This is a genomic window from Myroides albus, assembly GCF_009711045.1.
GTDB lineage: Bacteria > Bacteroidota > Bacteroidia > Flavobacteriales > Flavobacteriaceae > Flavobacterium > Flavobacterium album_A.
This window is the reverse complement of sequence record NZ_WMJX01000020.1, coordinates 34012-51512: the sequence shown is the minus strand read 5'-3', so window position 1 is coordinate 51512 and position 17501 is coordinate 34012. Positions and strand designations below refer to the sequence as shown.

Genomic DNA, 17501 nt, shown 5'->3' with positions numbered 1-17501 from the left:
GAAGGCTGGAGCTCTACCAACTGAGCTACTTCCGCATTTTGTGAGGGCAAATATAAAGCTATTTTCAGAATCAATGCAATTTTTTTTAAAAAAAATAAGCAGAAAAACGATGCCACATAAATATCATCACATTATCAAGGAAATACATTTTGGAGCTATCGACAGTAAGTTCCCCTTATTTATACGCCGTTTAAATAATTATAAAAAAATTAAGTTTTTTTAGTTTTGTATTTACCGAACTAAAACTATCTTTGCTCTCAAATCTTTATTACGACATCTATGCGACAATACAATCCAGAATTAGTTGATTTATTTCAAGATTTCTGTTCACATCATGAGATAGTTTATCACTTCTCGCCTCTGACGGCTCAGATATACACCTATATTATGTTTAATAATAATAGAGATGGCGTGACTTTTGATGAGTTAGTAGAAAAATTAAATGCAAGTAAAAGTTCTGTGTCAAATAGTTTAAATTTATTAATTTCAAACAACCAAATAGAACATTTTAACAAAATAGATGAAAGAAAAAGATTTTTTAGATTAAACCCTAATTTCATGACCACAAGATTGCAGTTAATACGCGATTTACTGGAGAGAGAGCACAATCTAAGTTTGCGATTAGAAAACTTTGTCACAACCGGTGAAATCAATGCACAAAACTGTGAGATGAAAATGAAATTATATATCGATCACCTTGAAAAGAGCAAAAAACATTTAACAGAAACTATAGAAAAATTAAAAAGTACAAATTAAGTAATTATATGAAACGTTATTTCCATACTATCGTTCTAGCGTCGCTTGCGATTACAGCAGGTTCTTGTGGTAAAAAAGAACAGCAAGCAGCTCACGGCCCACTACCATATAAAGTAGTGCAAGTACCTACACAAACAGTGATAGGACACAATACTTACCCAACTACTCTACAAGGTAAGGTTACAAGTAATGTACGAGCTAAAATAGCTGGATATATTCAGGAACTTTACGTTGATGAAGGTTCGGTTGTACGCAAAGGACAACCTTTATTCAGACTTGAGACTAATACATTAAATGAAAATGCAAACGCCGCTTTAGCAGCCGTAAAAGCAGCAGAAGCACAAGTTAGCGTAGCACAAGTAAACTACGATAAATTAGTTCCTCTTGTAAATAAAGGTATCATTAGTAAAATTCAATTAGATACTGCTGAGGCTACACTAAACAGTGCTAAAGGTCAATTAGCAAATGCTAAGGCACAACATCAAAGTATCGTTGCTAATATTGATTACGCTATAATCAAAAGTCCAATTGACGGTATCGTAGGAGCTATTCCTTTTAGAGTTGGTTCATTAGTTAGTCCAAGTGATCCACAACCGTTAACAGTTGTTTCAGATAACAGTGAGATGTACGCTTACTTTTCAATGAATGAAAAGGAGTATTTTAACTTCTTAGAAAAAATTGAAGGAAAGTCAATCAGCGAAAAATTAAAGCACTTACCAGAAGTAAAATTAGTTTTAGCCAATGGACAAACATACTCAAGTACAGGTAAAATTGAAACAATGACAGGTCAAGTAAACCTTGCTACAGGAACTGTTCAGGTAAGAGCATCTTTCCCTAACACAGATAACATTTTGAGCAATGGTAACAGTGGGTCTTTATTACTACCTGTGGAATATAAAGATGTTTTAGTTGTTCCAGAATCATCGACTTTCGAACAACAAGGACAAATTTATGTTTACCGCGTTGTAAATGATACTGCAAAGGCTGCAAAAATTAATGTAATTGATCGAGTAAACAAATTAGCTATTGTTAAAGAAGGAGTTGCAAAAGGAGAAACTATTGTTGGTACAGGATTAGGAACATTGCGTAATGGTTCTGCAATTACACCAGACAAAGTAGAATTCAACTCTATCAACGAAGCTATAAAATCAACTTTCTAAAGCATGTTAAAGACTTTTATCGAAAGACCTGTATTATCTACAGTTATTTCTATCCTTATAGTAATACTTGGGGTGTTAGGACTATCCGCACTTCCAGTAACGCAATATCCAGATATTGCACCGCCGACTGTACAAATTGCGGCGAGCTACCCAGGAGCAAATGCTGAAACTGTAATGCAATCTGTGATTATCCCAATTGAAGAACAAGTGAATGGGGTGGAAAACATGGACTACATTACATCAACAGCAAGTAATGATGGTAGTGCAAGTATTCAAGTAATTTTTAAACAAGGAGTTGACCCAGACATCGCAGCGGTAAACGTACAAAACCGTGTTGCTCGAGCTACTCCATTGTTACCAGCAGAGGTAACTCGTTCGGGGGTTACCACACAAAAGCAGCAAACAAGTGCATTAATGTTCTTGTCGTTCTATTCGACAAACCCGGATTATGATGCTATCTATATCCAAAACTATATGAACATTAACGTAATCCCAGAGCTGAAACGTGTTACTGGTGTAGGAGATGCACAAGCATTTGGTTCTCGAAACTACTCAATGCGTGTGTGGATTGAACCTGCAAAAATGAAAGCATACGGCTTAGTTCCTTCCGATGTAGTTAGAGTACTAAACGAGCAAAGTTTAGAGGCAGCTGCTGGTCAGCTTGGGGAAAACAATGCTGAGGCATTTCAATATGTATTAAAATACAGTGGTAAGTATAAAACTCAAGAACAATATGAAAATATCGTAGTAAAATCTTTAGGTAACGGACAAATCCTAAGGTTAAAAGACGTAGCTCGTATTGAACTTGGAGCACAATCTTATGTAGGTAGTTCTGAACTTGATGGTAACCCAGCAGTAGCAATGGCTATTTACCAAACACCAGGTTCTAACGCCCAAGAGATTATCCAAAACTTACATTTGATTCTAAAGGGAATGGAGAAAAACCTTCCTGAAGGAATGAAATACAAAGTATTGATGGATACAAACGAATTCTTAGATGCTTCGATTAGCAAAGTAGTAAGTACTTTAATTGAAGCGTTTATCTTAGTATTCGTGGTAGTGTATATCTTCTTACAAGACTTTAGATCGACACTTATTCCGTTAATTGCGGTACCAGTTTCTATTGTTGGTACCTTCTTTTTCCTAAGTGTATTTGGATTTTCATTAAACTTACTTACTCTTTTCGCATTAGTACTGGCCATCGGTATTGTGGTGGATGACGCCATAGTTGTGGTGGAAGCCGTCCACGCCAAGATGGAGGAAACGGGTAAAGATGCATTGGATGCGAGTGTTAGTACAATGGGAGAGATCTCAGGTGCCATTATCTCAATTACATTAGTAATGGCTGCGGTATTTATCCCAGTAACCTTTATTAGTGGTCCAACTGGAGTATTCTACAAACAATTTGGTATTACTCTTATTGTAGCTATTTTGATTTCAGCAGTAAATGCCTTGACTTTAAGTCCAGCGTTATGTGCTATCTTCTTAAAGCAACATGACAATCACGAAGGAAGAAAAAGAAATTTTGTTCAACGTTTCTTCGACGCATTCAACGTTGGGTTTAACAACTTAACGCATAGATATGGTAATTCATTCAAATTCTTATTAAAACACAAGTGGTTAACATTTGTAATCTTATTAGGATGTCTTGGAATTACATACTACTCTGCTAAGACAATGCCAACAGGATTCGTACCAAACGAAGACCGTGGGTTCATCATGGGTAATATTGAATTACCTACAGGAGCATCACAAGACCGTGTAACAAGTTTACAAAAAGAGTTTTCTGCTGTAGTAAAACAAATTCCTGGTGTAGATGCCGTAACTGTTGTTTCGGGATTCTCTTTCATCAATGGACAAGGTTCTAACTATGGTATGGCGATGATTAAGTTAAAGGATTTCTCTGAAAGAAAAACAGACGATCTTGCAACAGATGTAATCATTGGTAAATTATTTGGACTTGCTGCAACTCAGTTCCAAGATGCGAAAATGATTTTCTTCCAACCACCAAGTATACCAGGATTCGGTATGTCTGCCGGATTTGAGATGAAATTACTTGATCGCAGTGGAGGTGAATTAACAGAATTCGATAAAAAATCACAAGAATTCGTAGGTGAATTAATGAAGCGCCCTGAAGTATTATATGCTCAGTCGTCATTCAATACAAACTATGCACAATACGAACTTGAATTAAATATTCCTCGTGCAAAAGAATCAGGTGTTTTAGTAAGTGATATTTTCTCGGCTTTACAAGGTTATATTGGAGGTATATATGCAGCAGACTTTACGCGTTTTGGTAAGCAATACCGCGTAATGGTTCAATCATTGCCACAATATAGATCAGATGTAAATAGCTTAAGTGAAATCTACGTTAGAACATCTACAGGAGAAATGGCACCAGTAAACCAGTTTGTTGATTTGAAAAAAGTATATGGTCCGCAATCTGTAAACCGTTACAACTTATTTACATCATCAAATATCAATGGTGCTCCGAAACCAGGATATAGTTCGGGGGATGCAATTCGCGCAGTACAAGAGGTTGCTCAAAAAACATTATCAACAAGTCACAGTATTGACTTTACAGGACTATCTCGTGAGGAGATTAATGCAGGTAACCAAACAGTAATGATTTTTGCACTTTGTGTAATCTTCGTTTACTTCTTACTATCTGCTCAATACGAAAGTTACTTATTGCCATTTGCGGTAATTATCTCATTACCTACAGGAGTTATGGGAGCATTCCTTGCACAGAAATTAGCAGGATTAGAGAATAACATCTACTTCCAGATTGCTCTGGTCATGCTTGTGGGATTACTTGCCAAGAATGCCATTCTGATTGTAGAGTTTGCTGTTCAGAGAAGACAACATGGGGAGTCAATTGCAGAATCTGCTATTAACGGTGCTAAAGCGCGTTTAAGACCGATCTTGATGACTTCATTCGCATTTATCCTTGGTCTTATGCCATTGGTATTTGCAAAAGGAGTTGGAGACGTTGGTAACCGTTCAATCGGTACAGGTGCTGCCTTTGGATTATTAATCGGTACAATCATTGGAGTTTTCGTAATTCCAGTATTATATGCTATTTTCCAATATCTTCAAGAAAAAGTGAAGCCTGTTAAATTTGAAGAAAAAACGCACTAAGAAATGAAAAAACAAACTTTATATAGAGTTATTCCTATTGCTCTTTTGGGGTTGACAATGCAATCGTGCTTTGTTGCCAAAAAATACGATAGACCAGAGGTTATCGATGAGCAATACTTTAGAACTGATAAGATTTCTCAAGATACTCTTTCTATGGCCAATGTGTCATGGAAAGAGTTATTCTCAGACGAAATTTTAAAACAATATATTGATCAAGCTTTAGAAAACAATTTAGACATTCGCATTGCCTTAGAGAATATGAATGCTGCTAAAGCTTATATGCAACAAGGTAAATGGGGATATGCCCCTACCTTAAATGTAGGTGCAAACTACACTCACTCTGTTGCGTCTAAAAATGGACCACAAGGAATAGCTTTTGGAGATACAAGAGTAAAAACCGATTTATACGACGTTACAGGACAATTCTCTTGGGAATTAGATGTATGGGGTAAAATCAGAAGTGGCAAAAGAGCATCTACAGCAAGTTATTTACAATCTGTAGCTGCCCATCAAACTGTAAAAACACAGTTAATATCTTCAATTGCAAGTACTTATTTTCAATTAGTAGCTCTTGATCAACAAAAGGCAATTACAGAAAAAACAATTGTCAATAGAAAGAATAGTTTAGAAACAATTGAAGCTCTAAAAGAAGCAGGACAGGTTAATGAAGTTGCAGTAAAACAAACACAGGCTCAGCTATATAACGCACAAGCTTTGTTAGTTGACATCAACAACAGCATCAAGTTAACGGAAAACACGTTCAGTATTCTACTTGGAGAAAATCCAAATGCGATTAAAAGAGGGCAACTTGATGGTCAAACGTTAAACACAGATTTAACTGTTGGAGTGCCTATTCAACTGCTTACAAACAGACCTGACGTTAGAGCTGCTGAATTTGAACTTATCAATGCTTTTGAAATGACAAATGTAGCTCGTAGTAATTTCTACCCTTCATTCCGCATTACTGCTAATGGAGGCTTACAAAGCTTAGACTTTGACGAGTTATTCAATACCAACTCTCTATTCGCTAATATTATTGGTGGATTAACTCAACCTTTGTTAAATGGTAGACAAGTGAGAACTCAACATCAAGTAGCACAAGCAAATCAAGAAAAAGCATATTTAAACTATAAAAAATCAGTTTTAAATGCTTCAAAAGAAGTTTCTGATGCGCTGTACAACTACGAAAGTTCAAAAGATAAACTGGTATTAAAAGAACAAGAGTACAAGTCTTATCAACTTGCAACTGAATACTCAGAAGAATTATTAGTTCAAGGCTTAGCAACTTATCTTGATGTATTAACAGCAAGAGAAAGTGCTTTGGCTGCTGAACTAGTTTATATCAATACTGAATTAGCTCAACTTAACTCTTTAGTTACTTTATACAGAGCTGTAGGTGGAGGTGTAAAATAACGTTTATAGTTAATTGTTATTCGATAATTAGAGTGGTTGAAAATTTCAGCCACTCTTTTTTTTATCTTTGTTTCTATGAATATAGGTCAATACATACTAACTAAGATTTTCCCTAAATACACTTGGATCAGAAAAACAAGTGAATTAAAAGTGTACCTAACTTTTGATGACGGACCTATTCCCCAAGTAACAGAATGGGTACTCGACCTCCTTCAACATTACAACATAAAAGCTACTTTCTTTTGCATCGGTGATAATATCCGAAAACACCCTTCAGTATTTAAGAGAATAATAAATGAAGGTCACCAAGTAGGCAATCACACCTTCAATCATTTAAACGGTTGGAAAACCAGTGAAGAAGACTATATTGCCAACGCAATACTATGTGAAAAAGAGATAAAAAAGTACTGCTCAAATGATTCTAAGCTGTTTAGACCTCCTTATGGAAAAATAAAGACAGCACAAGCTAAAAGACTAAGCGATAAAGGATATGAAATAATCATGTGGCACAATCTCACCAAAGATTACGATAGGAATTTAACCCCAAAACAATGCTTAAGACGCTCTTTAAAGCACCTTAAAAAAGGAAGTATAATAGTATTTCACGACAGCCTAAAAGCGCAAGAAAACATGAAATACGCATTGCCTATACTAATCGAAAGCTTATTAGATAAAGGCTATACCTTTGACACTTTATTATAGTAAGGAAGTCATGACATTGATTAATGAATTCGCATCCATTACTTCTGTCTGACGCCAAATCATCGTATGATTCTTATATAATAGCATAGTAGGTACCTGCTTAATACGCAAAGCTTCCACCAATTCGCTATTTTTCTCTACATCAATCTTTACGATTAAAATACGATCACCCATCGCTGCCGCCACATCGTGTAATACAGGATTCATTTTTGTACACCCATCATTCCATTTCGCAAAAAATTGAATTAATACAGGTACATCTCTTTCTACTAAATCCCCAAACTTTGACATATAATTATTTTTTATTCGTTTTTAGATATTTACTCTACTTATATATACAAAAATATACTTTTTTGTGTAAAAACTTACTTTTTCACTCGTAATTCTATAACTGTAATCTCAGGCCAAATACCAGTACGACCTTTATATGCGTGATAACCAAACCCTCTATTCACATACAAGTACTTCCCTAATGTTTCATAAAGACCTGCCCATTGCTTATACACATACTGAATAGGACTCCACTTTAGAAAGCCAGGAATTTCAATTCCAAATTGCGAACCATGTGTATGACCCGATAAGGTTAATTGGAAATTCATCGGATGATCTAAAATTTGAGCATCCCAGTGCGATGGATCGTGACTCATCAAAATTTTAAAATCAGTCGATTCTATTCCCTGTGTGGCTTTATCTAAATCTCCAAATTTCATAAACTTGCCATTTGCACCCCAGTTCTCAACCCCAACTACACAAATAGACTCACCGTCTTTATTGATACTAACATGTTCATTTCTCAGCAGTTGAAAATTAAGTTTATCACTAATATCACAGATTTCGTTGAAGTTTTTGTCTTCCATCTCGTCCGTTTCCCAATGAGCATAAGTTCCGTAATCGTGATTCCCTAAGATTGAAAATTGCCCATACTTGTGTGGGCGAATCTTTCGAAAAGTACTCAACCACGGATTCACTTCACTTGCCACGCTATTAACCATGTCACCCGTAAAAAGCAACATGTCAGATCTCTGAGCATTAATCAATTCAACAGCATGCATCAACTTTTCAGGATCGTCAAAACTACCAAAGTGAATATCGGATAATTGCGTAAATCTAAAACCATCAAATGCAGATGGAAGATCACTAAATTCAATTATATGCTCGTGGACTTGAAATCGATAACGTCCAATAGTAATACCGTGCAATACAGACAAAAAAGGAATTGACACTATACCCAAAGCTATGTTGGTAACAAATTTCCTTCTACCTGGTATAATAGAATCTTTCTCATCTTCATTCACTCTGGAAGATTGCTTATCTCCTAACTCCCTTTGAATAAATCGATAAACACCAATCGATAAACGCGCGACATCCTCCACCAACAAAACAAGAGTCAGAATAAGTTTTGGTAAATAAAATAATACAATAAGAGCTCCAGCAGTCAATGGTAAATTCATATCACCTGACTTAGGATCGAACTTTGAAAAGCCATAGCCAATAAAAAGAACAAGAATAACAGATGCCATCACATAGAGTAAGCGACTTGAAAACTTTTTAAAGTATTGTTTAAATGCTTGATAAGTATAAAACTCGATAACAAACAACAACAGCCCGATAATTAAAAACTTCAACATGAGTGAATACATTTATTTCAAATTTACCCTTTTGTATCAGTCTACAAAATACCTTTAACATTATTTAATACCATTCTCCACAAAGACATTATGGAGGAGTGATTTTCAAGCGAAGACCAAATTGCGTATCTTTGAAACTTAATTTTAGAAACAAATAAATTCTTCCTATGGATAATAAAAAACGTCTTTTTCTACTTGATGCTTATGCTTTAATATTCCGAGGGTATTACGCATTTATCAAAAACCCAAGAATAAACTCAAAAGGATTAGACACATCAGCTATTTTGGGTTTCATGAACTCACTATTAGATGTTATCAAAAAAGAACAACCTGATCATTTAGCAGTAGCATTTGACAATGGAGGAAGTAAGGATCGTTTAGAGTTATTCCCAGAATATAAAGCAAATCGAGATGCTACGCCAGAAGCTATTAAAATAGCTGTACCGTACATTAAGGAGATCTTAAAGGCTATGCACATTCCAATTATTGAAGTAAGTGGTTTTGAAGCAGATGATTTGATTGGTACAATATCAAAACAAGCTGAAAAAGAAGACTTCAAAGTATATATGGTTACACCTGATAAAGACTATGCTCAGTTGGTATCAGAGAACATATTCATGTACAAACCAGCGCGAATGGGCAATGGCGTTGAAATATGGGGAATAGATGAAGTGAAAGAGAAATTCGAAGTTGAAGAACCTATTCAAGTTATTGACTTTTTAGGTATGATGGGAGATTCAGTTGACAATATTCCAGGATTACCTGGTGTTGGTGAAAAAACAGCAAAGAAGTTTTTGAAAGAGTATGGCTCAATGGAAAACTTACTTGACAACACCCATCAGTTAAAAGGAAAAATGAAAGAGAACATTGAAAACAATAAAGAAAAGGGAATTCTTTCAAAGAAACTTGCGACGATCATGCTTGATTGCCCTGTTACCTTCGATGCTAATCAATTTGTTCTTGAACAACCAGATATCGAAAAGTCTGAAGCTCTATTCGTAGAATTAGAATTCAGAAGGATGAAAGAACAATTTGACAAAATATTCAGTGTAAACCAAACATCGATAAAAACGCCAGAAACTGTTACGTCTAACGCAAAAAATGCCACTTTAGACGATCAATTTTCACTTTTTGGAGAGGTTGAAAATACTACAAATAGCGACTCTCCTTATTTTGCTAACTTGAGCACAACAAATCACGTTTACCAATTATGCGATAGCAAAATGAGTATTCGCCTTTTAGTTCAAAGTTTACTTCAGCAGACAAGTGTTTGTTTTGATACTGAAACAACAGGTTTAGATGCTTTAAATGCTGAACTTGTAGGTATTGCTTTTTCTTACGAAAAAGGCACTGCATTCTACGTTCCGTTCTCTGACAACAAAGAAGAAACTCAAGAATTACTCGAGTCTTTCAAAGCGTTTTTTGAATCTGAACAAATAGAGAAGATTGGTCAGAACCTCAAGTATGACATTAAAGTACTCAAACAGTATAACATTGAAGTAAAAGGACCTCTATTCGATACCATGATCGCGCACTACCTGATCAATCCAGACATGCGTCATAATATGGATATCCTTTCTGAAACATACTTGCGATATACCCCACAACCAATTGAAGATTTGATTGGCAAAAAAGGTAAAAATCAAAAGTCTATGAAAGACATTTCTCCTGAATTGGTAAAAGAATACGCAGGAGAAGATGCCGATATCACCTTTCAGTTAAAACAAAACTTTGAACCTCAATTGCAGGCGACAAACACGATTGAACTATTTCAAAATATAGAAGTGCCTTTAGTACCTGTTTTAGCAGATATGGAAAGCGAAGGAATCCGCTTAGATATAGACTTCCTTGCCTCCCTATCAGGTGCATTAAATCAGGATATCAAACAATTAGAAAAGGCAATCTACGAAGAAGCTGGAGAAGAATTCAACTTAGCATCACCGAAACAACTTGGCGATATCTTATTTGACAAGTTAAAGATTGGAGGAAGCAAACCAAAAAAGACAAAAACAGGACAATATGCTACTGGAGAAGAAATCTTAAGCGACTTAGCTCCAAAGCACCAAATAGTGCAAGATATTTTAGATTGGCGACAACTGATAAAATTGCAAAACACTTATGTAGATGCTTTACCTAAACAAGTGGATCCGAAAACAAAGCGAGTTCATACAGAATATATGCAAGCTGTAGCCGCAACAGGTCGTCTAAGTTCTAATAATCCAAACTTGCAAAATATACCTATTAGAACAGAAAGAGGGCGTTCAGTGAGAAAAGCATTTGTTGCAAGAGATGAAAACTACGTAATCATGGCAGCCGATTATTCACAGATAGAACTGCGAATTATTGCAGCTTTGAGTGAAGAACCTAATATGATTGAATCCTTTAAAAACGGAGAAGATATTCACCGTTCTACTGCTGCAAGAGTGTTTAATGTACCTCTTGAAGAAGTAACTAAGGAACAACGTAGTCATGCAAAGACTGTTAACTTCGGGATTATCTACGGTGTATCTGCATTTGGATTGAGCAATCAAACTAACTTATCTCGTTCAGAGAGTAAAGAGTTAATAGACACTTACTACGCAACATATCCAAAACTAAAAGATTATATTGCTAAGCAAATTGACTTTGCAAGGGAACATGGTTATGTACAAACTATCTTAGGTAGAAGAAGATATTTGAAAGACATCAATTCCCACAATGCAGTTGTAAAAGGAGCTGCTGAACGAAATGCCGTAAACGCTCCGATTCAAGGAAGCGCTGCAGATATTATCAAAATAGCAATGATTAACATTCACAAAAAGTTAATCTCAGAAAAATGGCAATCAAAATTACTCTTACAAGTACACGATGAGCTTGTCTTTGATGCCCATAAAGAAGAATTAGAAAACTTAAAAACAATGGTTAAACAAGAAATGGAAAATGCTTTCACTCTTACCGTACCATTAATAGTTGACTTAGGAGTAGGACAAAATTGGCTTGAAGCACATTAATAAAACAAACAAATCCCATTTGATAAAAAATCAAATGGGATTTTCTTTTTCAACATTATCTTTCATAAAAAAGACAAAAATACCGCGTGAAAAACTACCACCGAATGTCCTCTCCCCCAACTAAATGATTGCTTTACTCAATTTTTAGCTAAGTTCACCCAAAATACATTTTTGTATAAACTCAATCTCTGTACTTTTACCACTATAAAACCAAAGTCCTAATTGTTTGATTAGGATATTCCTAAACTTTTCCCAAAAAAGAAGTCTTTCGCAAGACTTCTTTTTTACATACAACAATTGGTATTTACTCTACATCCTCACGATCTCGAATTTGAGTTTCCTTCCTCTTTTTTTGTTCACGTTCACTATAGATAGACCATTCCGTATTTTTATCTTGATACGTCTTATAATCTACTTTTTCGAAGGTAGGCGCATCTGCACCTTTTAGTATAGCATAATTCTCATCTTTGGTAGCACGAGCATTATCAGACTTTAGATCTTTAGATAGATAGTATACTGATGTTTTATCCTTCGCTACTGTTCCATCTATCACCTCGAAAGAAGCTACATCTATCTCCAGACACGGACGCAAAGTCTCCCAAGTTACAAAGTAAACTTGCCCCTTATCTTTTGCCCATTTGTCATTTAGTACTTCTAATGAATTCAGATCAAGCCCTTCTACTTCGAGTATTGACAACGGACTTTTTTCTCCTTCCATACCTGCTTTTAAATGATAAAGATAATTTGCATCCTTATATAAAAAAGAATTACCTAACGCTTTGAAAGTAGCCTTGTCATACTCCCCTTCCAACGGTTTTATCTCATTCGAACCAAACATCTTATTAGTCTCGAAGTACACCCCATTTTTATCACTAAAGAACACTGTACCTAAATATTTAAATGTAGGACGGTCAGCCCATGCAAGTACCTGATCCTTATAATAGACATGTGTAGAGTCTTTGATCACATTTGCGTCTAACCTGCGGATCGCATCAGGATTAACACCTTCTAATAGTACATCCCCATAATACATCTGACCATCCCTCGCTTCATAATATTCATTATTACTAATCAACAATGACATAATAGGGAACAACACGACCAAACCTAATACTACACCGATAATAACAAATATCTTCTTATTACCTTTCACCTCATGTTCTCTCGCATTAGCAAGGAGGTTTACATTTCCCTCTACAGCTCTTCCATTTAGGTATTCTGTCCAATGCTCATCTAATTTACCTACTCGATCAACAGCAGTATAACTCTGATAATTCTCCAAGCGCCCTAAAAGGGTATTTATCATCGTTCGGTCAGCAGATTCAAAAGAAAAGAAAGGCTCTTCCTGACCGGCTGCAAAGAAAATCACCAAATCCCCTGCAACAGCTGAATATCGTTTAACCATAACAATATTTGCGTGTTTGATAGATTTCACTTCTCTACCTTTCTTAATTGTCACTCCTTGTTCATTAATATCAATGCATACTTGCGTAGTAAACACTGAACGCAATCTGACAATCAGTAGAATGACCACAACAAATACTGTAATATATATAAACGCACTTGTACTCCCTGTATTAAATGCATGTACAATCGATATCAGATTAATAAAGCAATATATCAATACTACGGCAAAGATTGCAATCATTGTGATGTTATACTTTTTTCGATTAAGTACCTTAAAGATTAGTGTTGTCATACTCTTTAAAAAATTATTGATCTATATTTTCAAATATTTCAGGGTTAAACTCGATTGTAGTTGTACTTTTATATATCTTATATACCTTATCCTCAGCAAACAGTTCTTCTAACTTCGTGCGAGAAAACAGCGTCACCTTTTCTGTGTAGTACATCGGTTCATCGATCAAAAACACATCCCCTTTTTGCACAGATTTTCTGTTTTGTCTGACATACAAAGTATCACCTGCTACTTCTGTCACGTACATAGCCGAACGATCACCGTTCTCAAGTTCGTAGAACACCACATCACCTGTTTCTAAAATAGCGATTTGATCTCTTTTGTAATCATTCTCTTGCCTATTTCCAATCCACATCCCTATCACAAAGATTAACACAAATAAAATAGTAAATCCAGATAGCAAAAAATGATACCATCGATACGACTTCTTTTCCAATCGCGAAATCACCTCTCGCGATGCTGTCGGAAAATACGCTGGAGCAAACATTGTATCACAGACAGGACAACGAACGATAACTTTTTTCTGATGGGCATAGATTGGTACATACACTATATGCTCAACTGTACATATAGCTTCTATTTGCATTCGATGTGTTTTCTGACACTCTGGACAAGTAAACGTCCCTGTAGTGGTCACACGTTCTAATGTACTAAAATATTTATCTCTTGCCTCCTTTATTATTATCATACCCTCCTTATATAAACAAAAAAACATGTAAATTTAACAAATTATAACAGATTACCTTGTAATAAATAAAAATGACTTATTGCTATTCACAAATAAACAACCTTATCCCTTTTATCCATACAAATACCAGATACTACAACAGTTAATCTTTCCAATAACAAAAATTAAGAACATCACATGTGACTCATTGCTTTTTTTCCATCACTACACTGATTGTGTACTTCTGCGTTCTCCCCAGATTTGAGTGAAGTACAACTCTATGTTTTACGATAGAAATAAAGTTTAATCAACTAATACTCAGAAATTTTACTTACACCATACGAATTGAAATACTGGAAAATACTATTCTAAAAATTGGACTAAGGCAAATGACTACAGTACCAAAAACACCTACTGCAAAAACAATCAGAACACGGATAAAGCTAACATTGATCCTCATTGTCCTATTTACAATTTTATTCTTTGGGCTCTTTTTATTAGCACTGGCGGTCTTAAAATTTCATCATTCATACTTTACCATCTACCCACCTTTGTTTGTCATACTATTCTTACTATATCCTTTCTTTGTCTTTACAATAGCTCACTCCGTGTATTACAAAATTGGTGTGCGTATCATGCAAAAAGCCAACCATCCCAATCCGATGAAAGAACTACTGGTCTTGCTTATACTCAGTACATTGTTCAGTATAGGAATATTCTTAAAAAATAGGTCTTAGCTTAAGTTTTCCGAATATCTATTTCTTCTCGAACTTATCGATTAACTACTACTTCTATATACAGACAACCAAAAAGTTGAGAAAAGAAGAGAAATCAGAATAATACAATAGTTAGCGAAAAAAGATTAGCATTTAATTACAAATTATACCACGAGTGGGGACACGTAAATTATTCTATATTTGCTTTTTATAATTAACAAACAAAGAGAAATGAAAAAACTGCTTGGTCGTTTAATGTTAGGAGTCACAGGATGGAAATTGAATACGAATGGAATTTCTATTGATGAAGCTAAAAAAACAGTATTAATCTGTGTTCCTCACACTTCAAACTGGGATTTCTACTACAGTTTAGCTTGTTTTTGGATAATGGGAGTTCCCTTCAAAATGTTTATAAAAGATTATTATACTAAGTCGTGGTTTGGCTTTTTCTTTAAAGCATTAGGCTGTATAGGAGTTGATCGATCAAAAAGACAGAATTTAGTGGAGTACGCTGTAGAATTAATCAACGAGGCAGAGAAAATTGCCATTGTAAACACCCCAGAAGGAACAAGATCATTTTCAGACAAATGGAAGCAAGGATTCTATCAAATAGCCAAACAAGCAAATATTCCCGTAGCACTTTGTTACGCAGATTATAGAAAAAAAGAATGTGGTATATTTAAGTTAATATCGGTCAGCGACTTAACTTTTGAACAAACATTAGATATAATAACTCCTTACTATGATGCCAAAATGGCAAAATATCCAGAATTATATAACCCCAAACTGTACTAAGTAAAATAACAAACAAGGAACAACTAAAAAAACAGTTGTTCCTTGTTTGTTTAAAGCATAAGCACACCTGATCATCTGAATCTCTAAACGTATAAAAGCAAATCACAACTTCTTTTTATCATCTCTAATCTACTTCACAATAGAGAAATATCCATCTACTTCGACCTCTCCTACATCACTATCAATAGCAACAGAAACCCGATAGTCCCCCTGCTTGTACTCAACCAAATTAGGATGTATCTGAACAGATACTTTCACACTCACACCTTTACTAATAACATAAGAGTCACCTCCTATTGACAGATCTTCAAAATCAATAGGGATCCACTCTCTACCTTCTAATATGCAAATCCTATAATCGCCTTTCACCTTGATTACCTCCTGTGATTGATTCCAAATACTCAGTTCAATTTCCGAAGGTGCCTCTGTAAATCTACCTTCCACTAAATCTACTTTTACACGATCATATAACGCATTTTGCCTTTCGTGTTTATTATCAATTATGACAGGAGAGGTACTATTTGTATCAGTAATTACTGACGCGCTATTCTTATGAGTCTGATTACAGCTCATAGAAAACAAACAACTAAGAAACACAATTGGAAAAACAAATAACTTTTTCATAACTATTCTTTGTATAATAAGCTACTAAAAATAAAACAATTACCTCTAAGCATCTCTTTTCAAAAGAAAAAAAGTATAGATAAGAAAATGGCACATTAAAAGATAGCATAAAGCAGGACAAAACTTCTGTCGATACAATTGTTATTCAAACGATTGAGCCCCAATTAATTCGAAAAAAAAGACTATAAATTTGTATAGTAAAAGATTTTATGTAATTTTGCACTCCCTTAATTGGGAATGGAATGTTTAATTAAATACAAATTTATTGTGGAAAGTTTAAGCTACAAGACAGTATCGGCTAACAAAGCAACTGCTCAAAAAGAGTGGTTAATTGTTGACGCTGAAGGTCAAAATTTGGGACGTCTTGCTTCAAAAGTTGCAGTACTTTTAAGAGGTAAACACAAAACAAATTACACACCGCACGTAGACTGTGGAGACAACGTAATCGTTATCAACGCAGAAAAAATCAACCTAACAGGTAACAAATTAGATGACAAGACTTACATCCGTCACACAGGTTACCCAGGAGGACAAAGATCATTAACTGCTAAAGTAATGCAACAAAAAAACCCTGCATTATTGATCGAGAAAGCAGTAAAAGGAATGTTGCCTAAAAACAAATTAGGAGCACAATTATTCCGTAATCTAAATGTAAATGTAGGTGCTGAGCACAAACACGAAGCTCAACAACCTAAAACCGTTAATTTAAACGAAATTAAGTAATGGGAGTTATTCACAAAATCGGTAGAAGAAAAACTGCTGTGGCTCGTGTTTATGTTTCAGAAGGAACAGGAAACATCACAGTAAACAAAAAAGATTTTAAAACTTATTTCCCAACTGGTACATTACAGTACAAAGTTTTACAGCCTCTAGCAATGACTGAGAATGCTGAGAACTTTGATATCAAAGTAAATGTATACGGAGGAGGAACTACAGGACAAGCTGAAGCAGTGCGTATGGCAATTGCAAGAGCAATGTGTGAAGTAGAAGTTGAAAACAGAGCAATCTTAAAACCAGAAGGATTACTTACACGTGACCCACGTATGGTTGAGCGTAAGAAATTCGGTCAGAAGAAAGCTCGTAAGAGATTCCAATTCTCTAAACGTTAATATTTACATATTATTAAAAAATCTAAGTTTTTGTTGCCCACTTGCCGAGGCAAGAGGTAGTTTAGCATCTAAATGGTTGGGACCGAATTTATCCTCGCTAC

General features: G+C 35.1%; 15 protein-coding genes. 10 read left to right on the top strand and 5 right to left on the bottom strand.

The window, feature by feature from the left end; translation table 11 throughout:
* From GJV76_RS15920 to GJV76_RS10175, 6 genes are all read left to right on the top strand, one after another.
* Positions 1-223, top strand: a 223-nt coding sequence (locus GJV76_RS15920) for a hypothetical protein (protein ID WP_230381532.1), incomplete at its 5' end; no start/stop codon positions are given.
* 56 nt (positions 224-279) lie between these two features.
* Positions 280-756, top strand: a complete 477-nt coding sequence (locus GJV76_RS10195) for a GbsR/MarR family transcriptional regulator (protein ID WP_155092514.1) — start codon at positions 280-282, stop codon at positions 754-756.
* Between the two features lie 8 nt (positions 757-764).
* Entirely contained in the window at positions 765-1916 is a 1152-nt protein-coding gene (locus GJV76_RS10190; RefSeq protein ID WP_155092513.1) for an efflux RND transporter periplasmic adaptor subunit, read from the top strand.
* A gap of 3 nt (positions 1917-1919) precedes the next feature.
* Positions 1920-5057 (top strand): efflux RND transporter permease subunit, encoded by a 3138-nt coding sequence (locus GJV76_RS10185; RefSeq protein WP_155092512.1) that lies wholly within the window; start codon positions 1920-1922, stop codon positions 5055-5057.
* Between the two features lie 3 nt (positions 5058-5060).
* Entirely contained in the window at positions 5061-6470 is a 1410-nt protein-coding gene (locus tag GJV76_RS10180) for an efflux transporter outer membrane subunit (RefSeq protein WP_155092511.1), read from the top strand.
* 75 nt (positions 6471-6545) lie between these two features.
* Positions 6546-7172 (top strand): polysaccharide deacetylase family protein, encoded by a 627-nt coding sequence (locus GJV76_RS10175; RefSeq protein WP_155092510.1) that lies wholly within the window; start codon positions 6546-6548, stop codon positions 7170-7172.
* Here GJV76_RS10175 and GJV76_RS10170 read toward each other — a convergent pair.
* Positions 7167-7463, bottom strand: a complete 297-nt coding sequence (locus GJV76_RS10170) for a thioredoxin family protein (RefSeq protein ID WP_155092509.1) — start codon at positions 7461-7463, stop codon at positions 7167-7169. The genes GJV76_RS10175 and GJV76_RS10170 overlap by 6 nt on opposite strands.
* A 74-nt stretch (positions 7464-7537) precedes the next feature.
* Positions 7538-8800, bottom strand: coding sequence for a metallophosphoesterase (locus GJV76_RS10165; protein ID WP_155092508.1), 1263 nt, complete (start codon positions 8798-8800; stop codon positions 7538-7540).
* Positions 8801-8967: 167 nt separating this feature from the next.
* Here GJV76_RS10165 and polA point away from each other — a divergent pair, with 167 nt between their 5' ends.
* A complete protein-coding gene (gene polA / locus GJV76_RS10160; RefSeq protein ID WP_155092507.1) occupies positions 8968-11790 on the top strand; it encodes a DNA polymerase I in 2823 nt (940 codons plus the stop codon).
* 304 nt (positions 11791-12094) lie between these two features.
* Here the strand turns inward: polA and GJV76_RS10155 are convergent, their stop codons facing one another.
* Positions 12095-13489, bottom strand: a complete 1395-nt coding sequence (locus tag GJV76_RS10155) for a DKNYY domain-containing protein (protein WP_155092506.1) — start codon at positions 13487-13489, stop codon at positions 12095-12097.
* 13 nt (positions 13490-13502) lie between these two features.
* Positions 13503-14177 carry a hypothetical protein gene (locus GJV76_RS10150; RefSeq protein WP_155092505.1) on the bottom strand — a complete coding sequence of 225 codons (675 nt, stop codon included), beginning with the start codon at positions 14175-14177 and terminating at the stop codon, positions 13503-13505.
* A 926-nt stretch (positions 14178-15103) separates the two neighbouring features.
* Here GJV76_RS10150 and GJV76_RS10145 point away from each other — a divergent pair.
* On the top strand, positions 15104-15667 hold the full coding sequence (locus tag GJV76_RS10145) for a 1-acyl-sn-glycerol-3-phosphate acyltransferase (protein WP_155092504.1): 564 nt from the start codon (positions 15104-15106) through the stop codon (positions 15665-15667).
* Positions 15668-15796: 129 nt separating this feature from the next.
* Here the strand turns inward: GJV76_RS10145 and GJV76_RS10140 are convergent, their stop codons facing one another.
* Positions 15797-16291 (bottom strand): immunoglobulin-like domain-containing protein, encoded by a 495-nt coding sequence (locus GJV76_RS10140; RefSeq protein ID WP_155092503.1) that lies wholly within the window; start codon positions 16289-16291, stop codon positions 15797-15799.
* 267 nt (positions 16292-16558) lie between these two features.
* Here GJV76_RS10140 and rplM point away from each other — a divergent pair, with 267 nt between their 5' ends.
* On the top strand, positions 16559-17014 hold the full coding sequence (gene rplM, locus GJV76_RS10135; RefSeq protein WP_160338948.1) for a 50S ribosomal protein L13: 456 nt from the start codon (positions 16559-16561) through the stop codon (positions 17012-17014).
* Entirely contained in the window at positions 17014-17400 is a 387-nt protein-coding gene (gene rpsI, locus GJV76_RS10130) for a 30S ribosomal protein S9 (protein WP_155092501.1), read from the top strand. Before rplM ends, rpsI begins: the two co-directional genes overlap by 1 nt.
* The last annotated feature ends 101 nt before the right edge of the window (positions 17401-17501 follow it).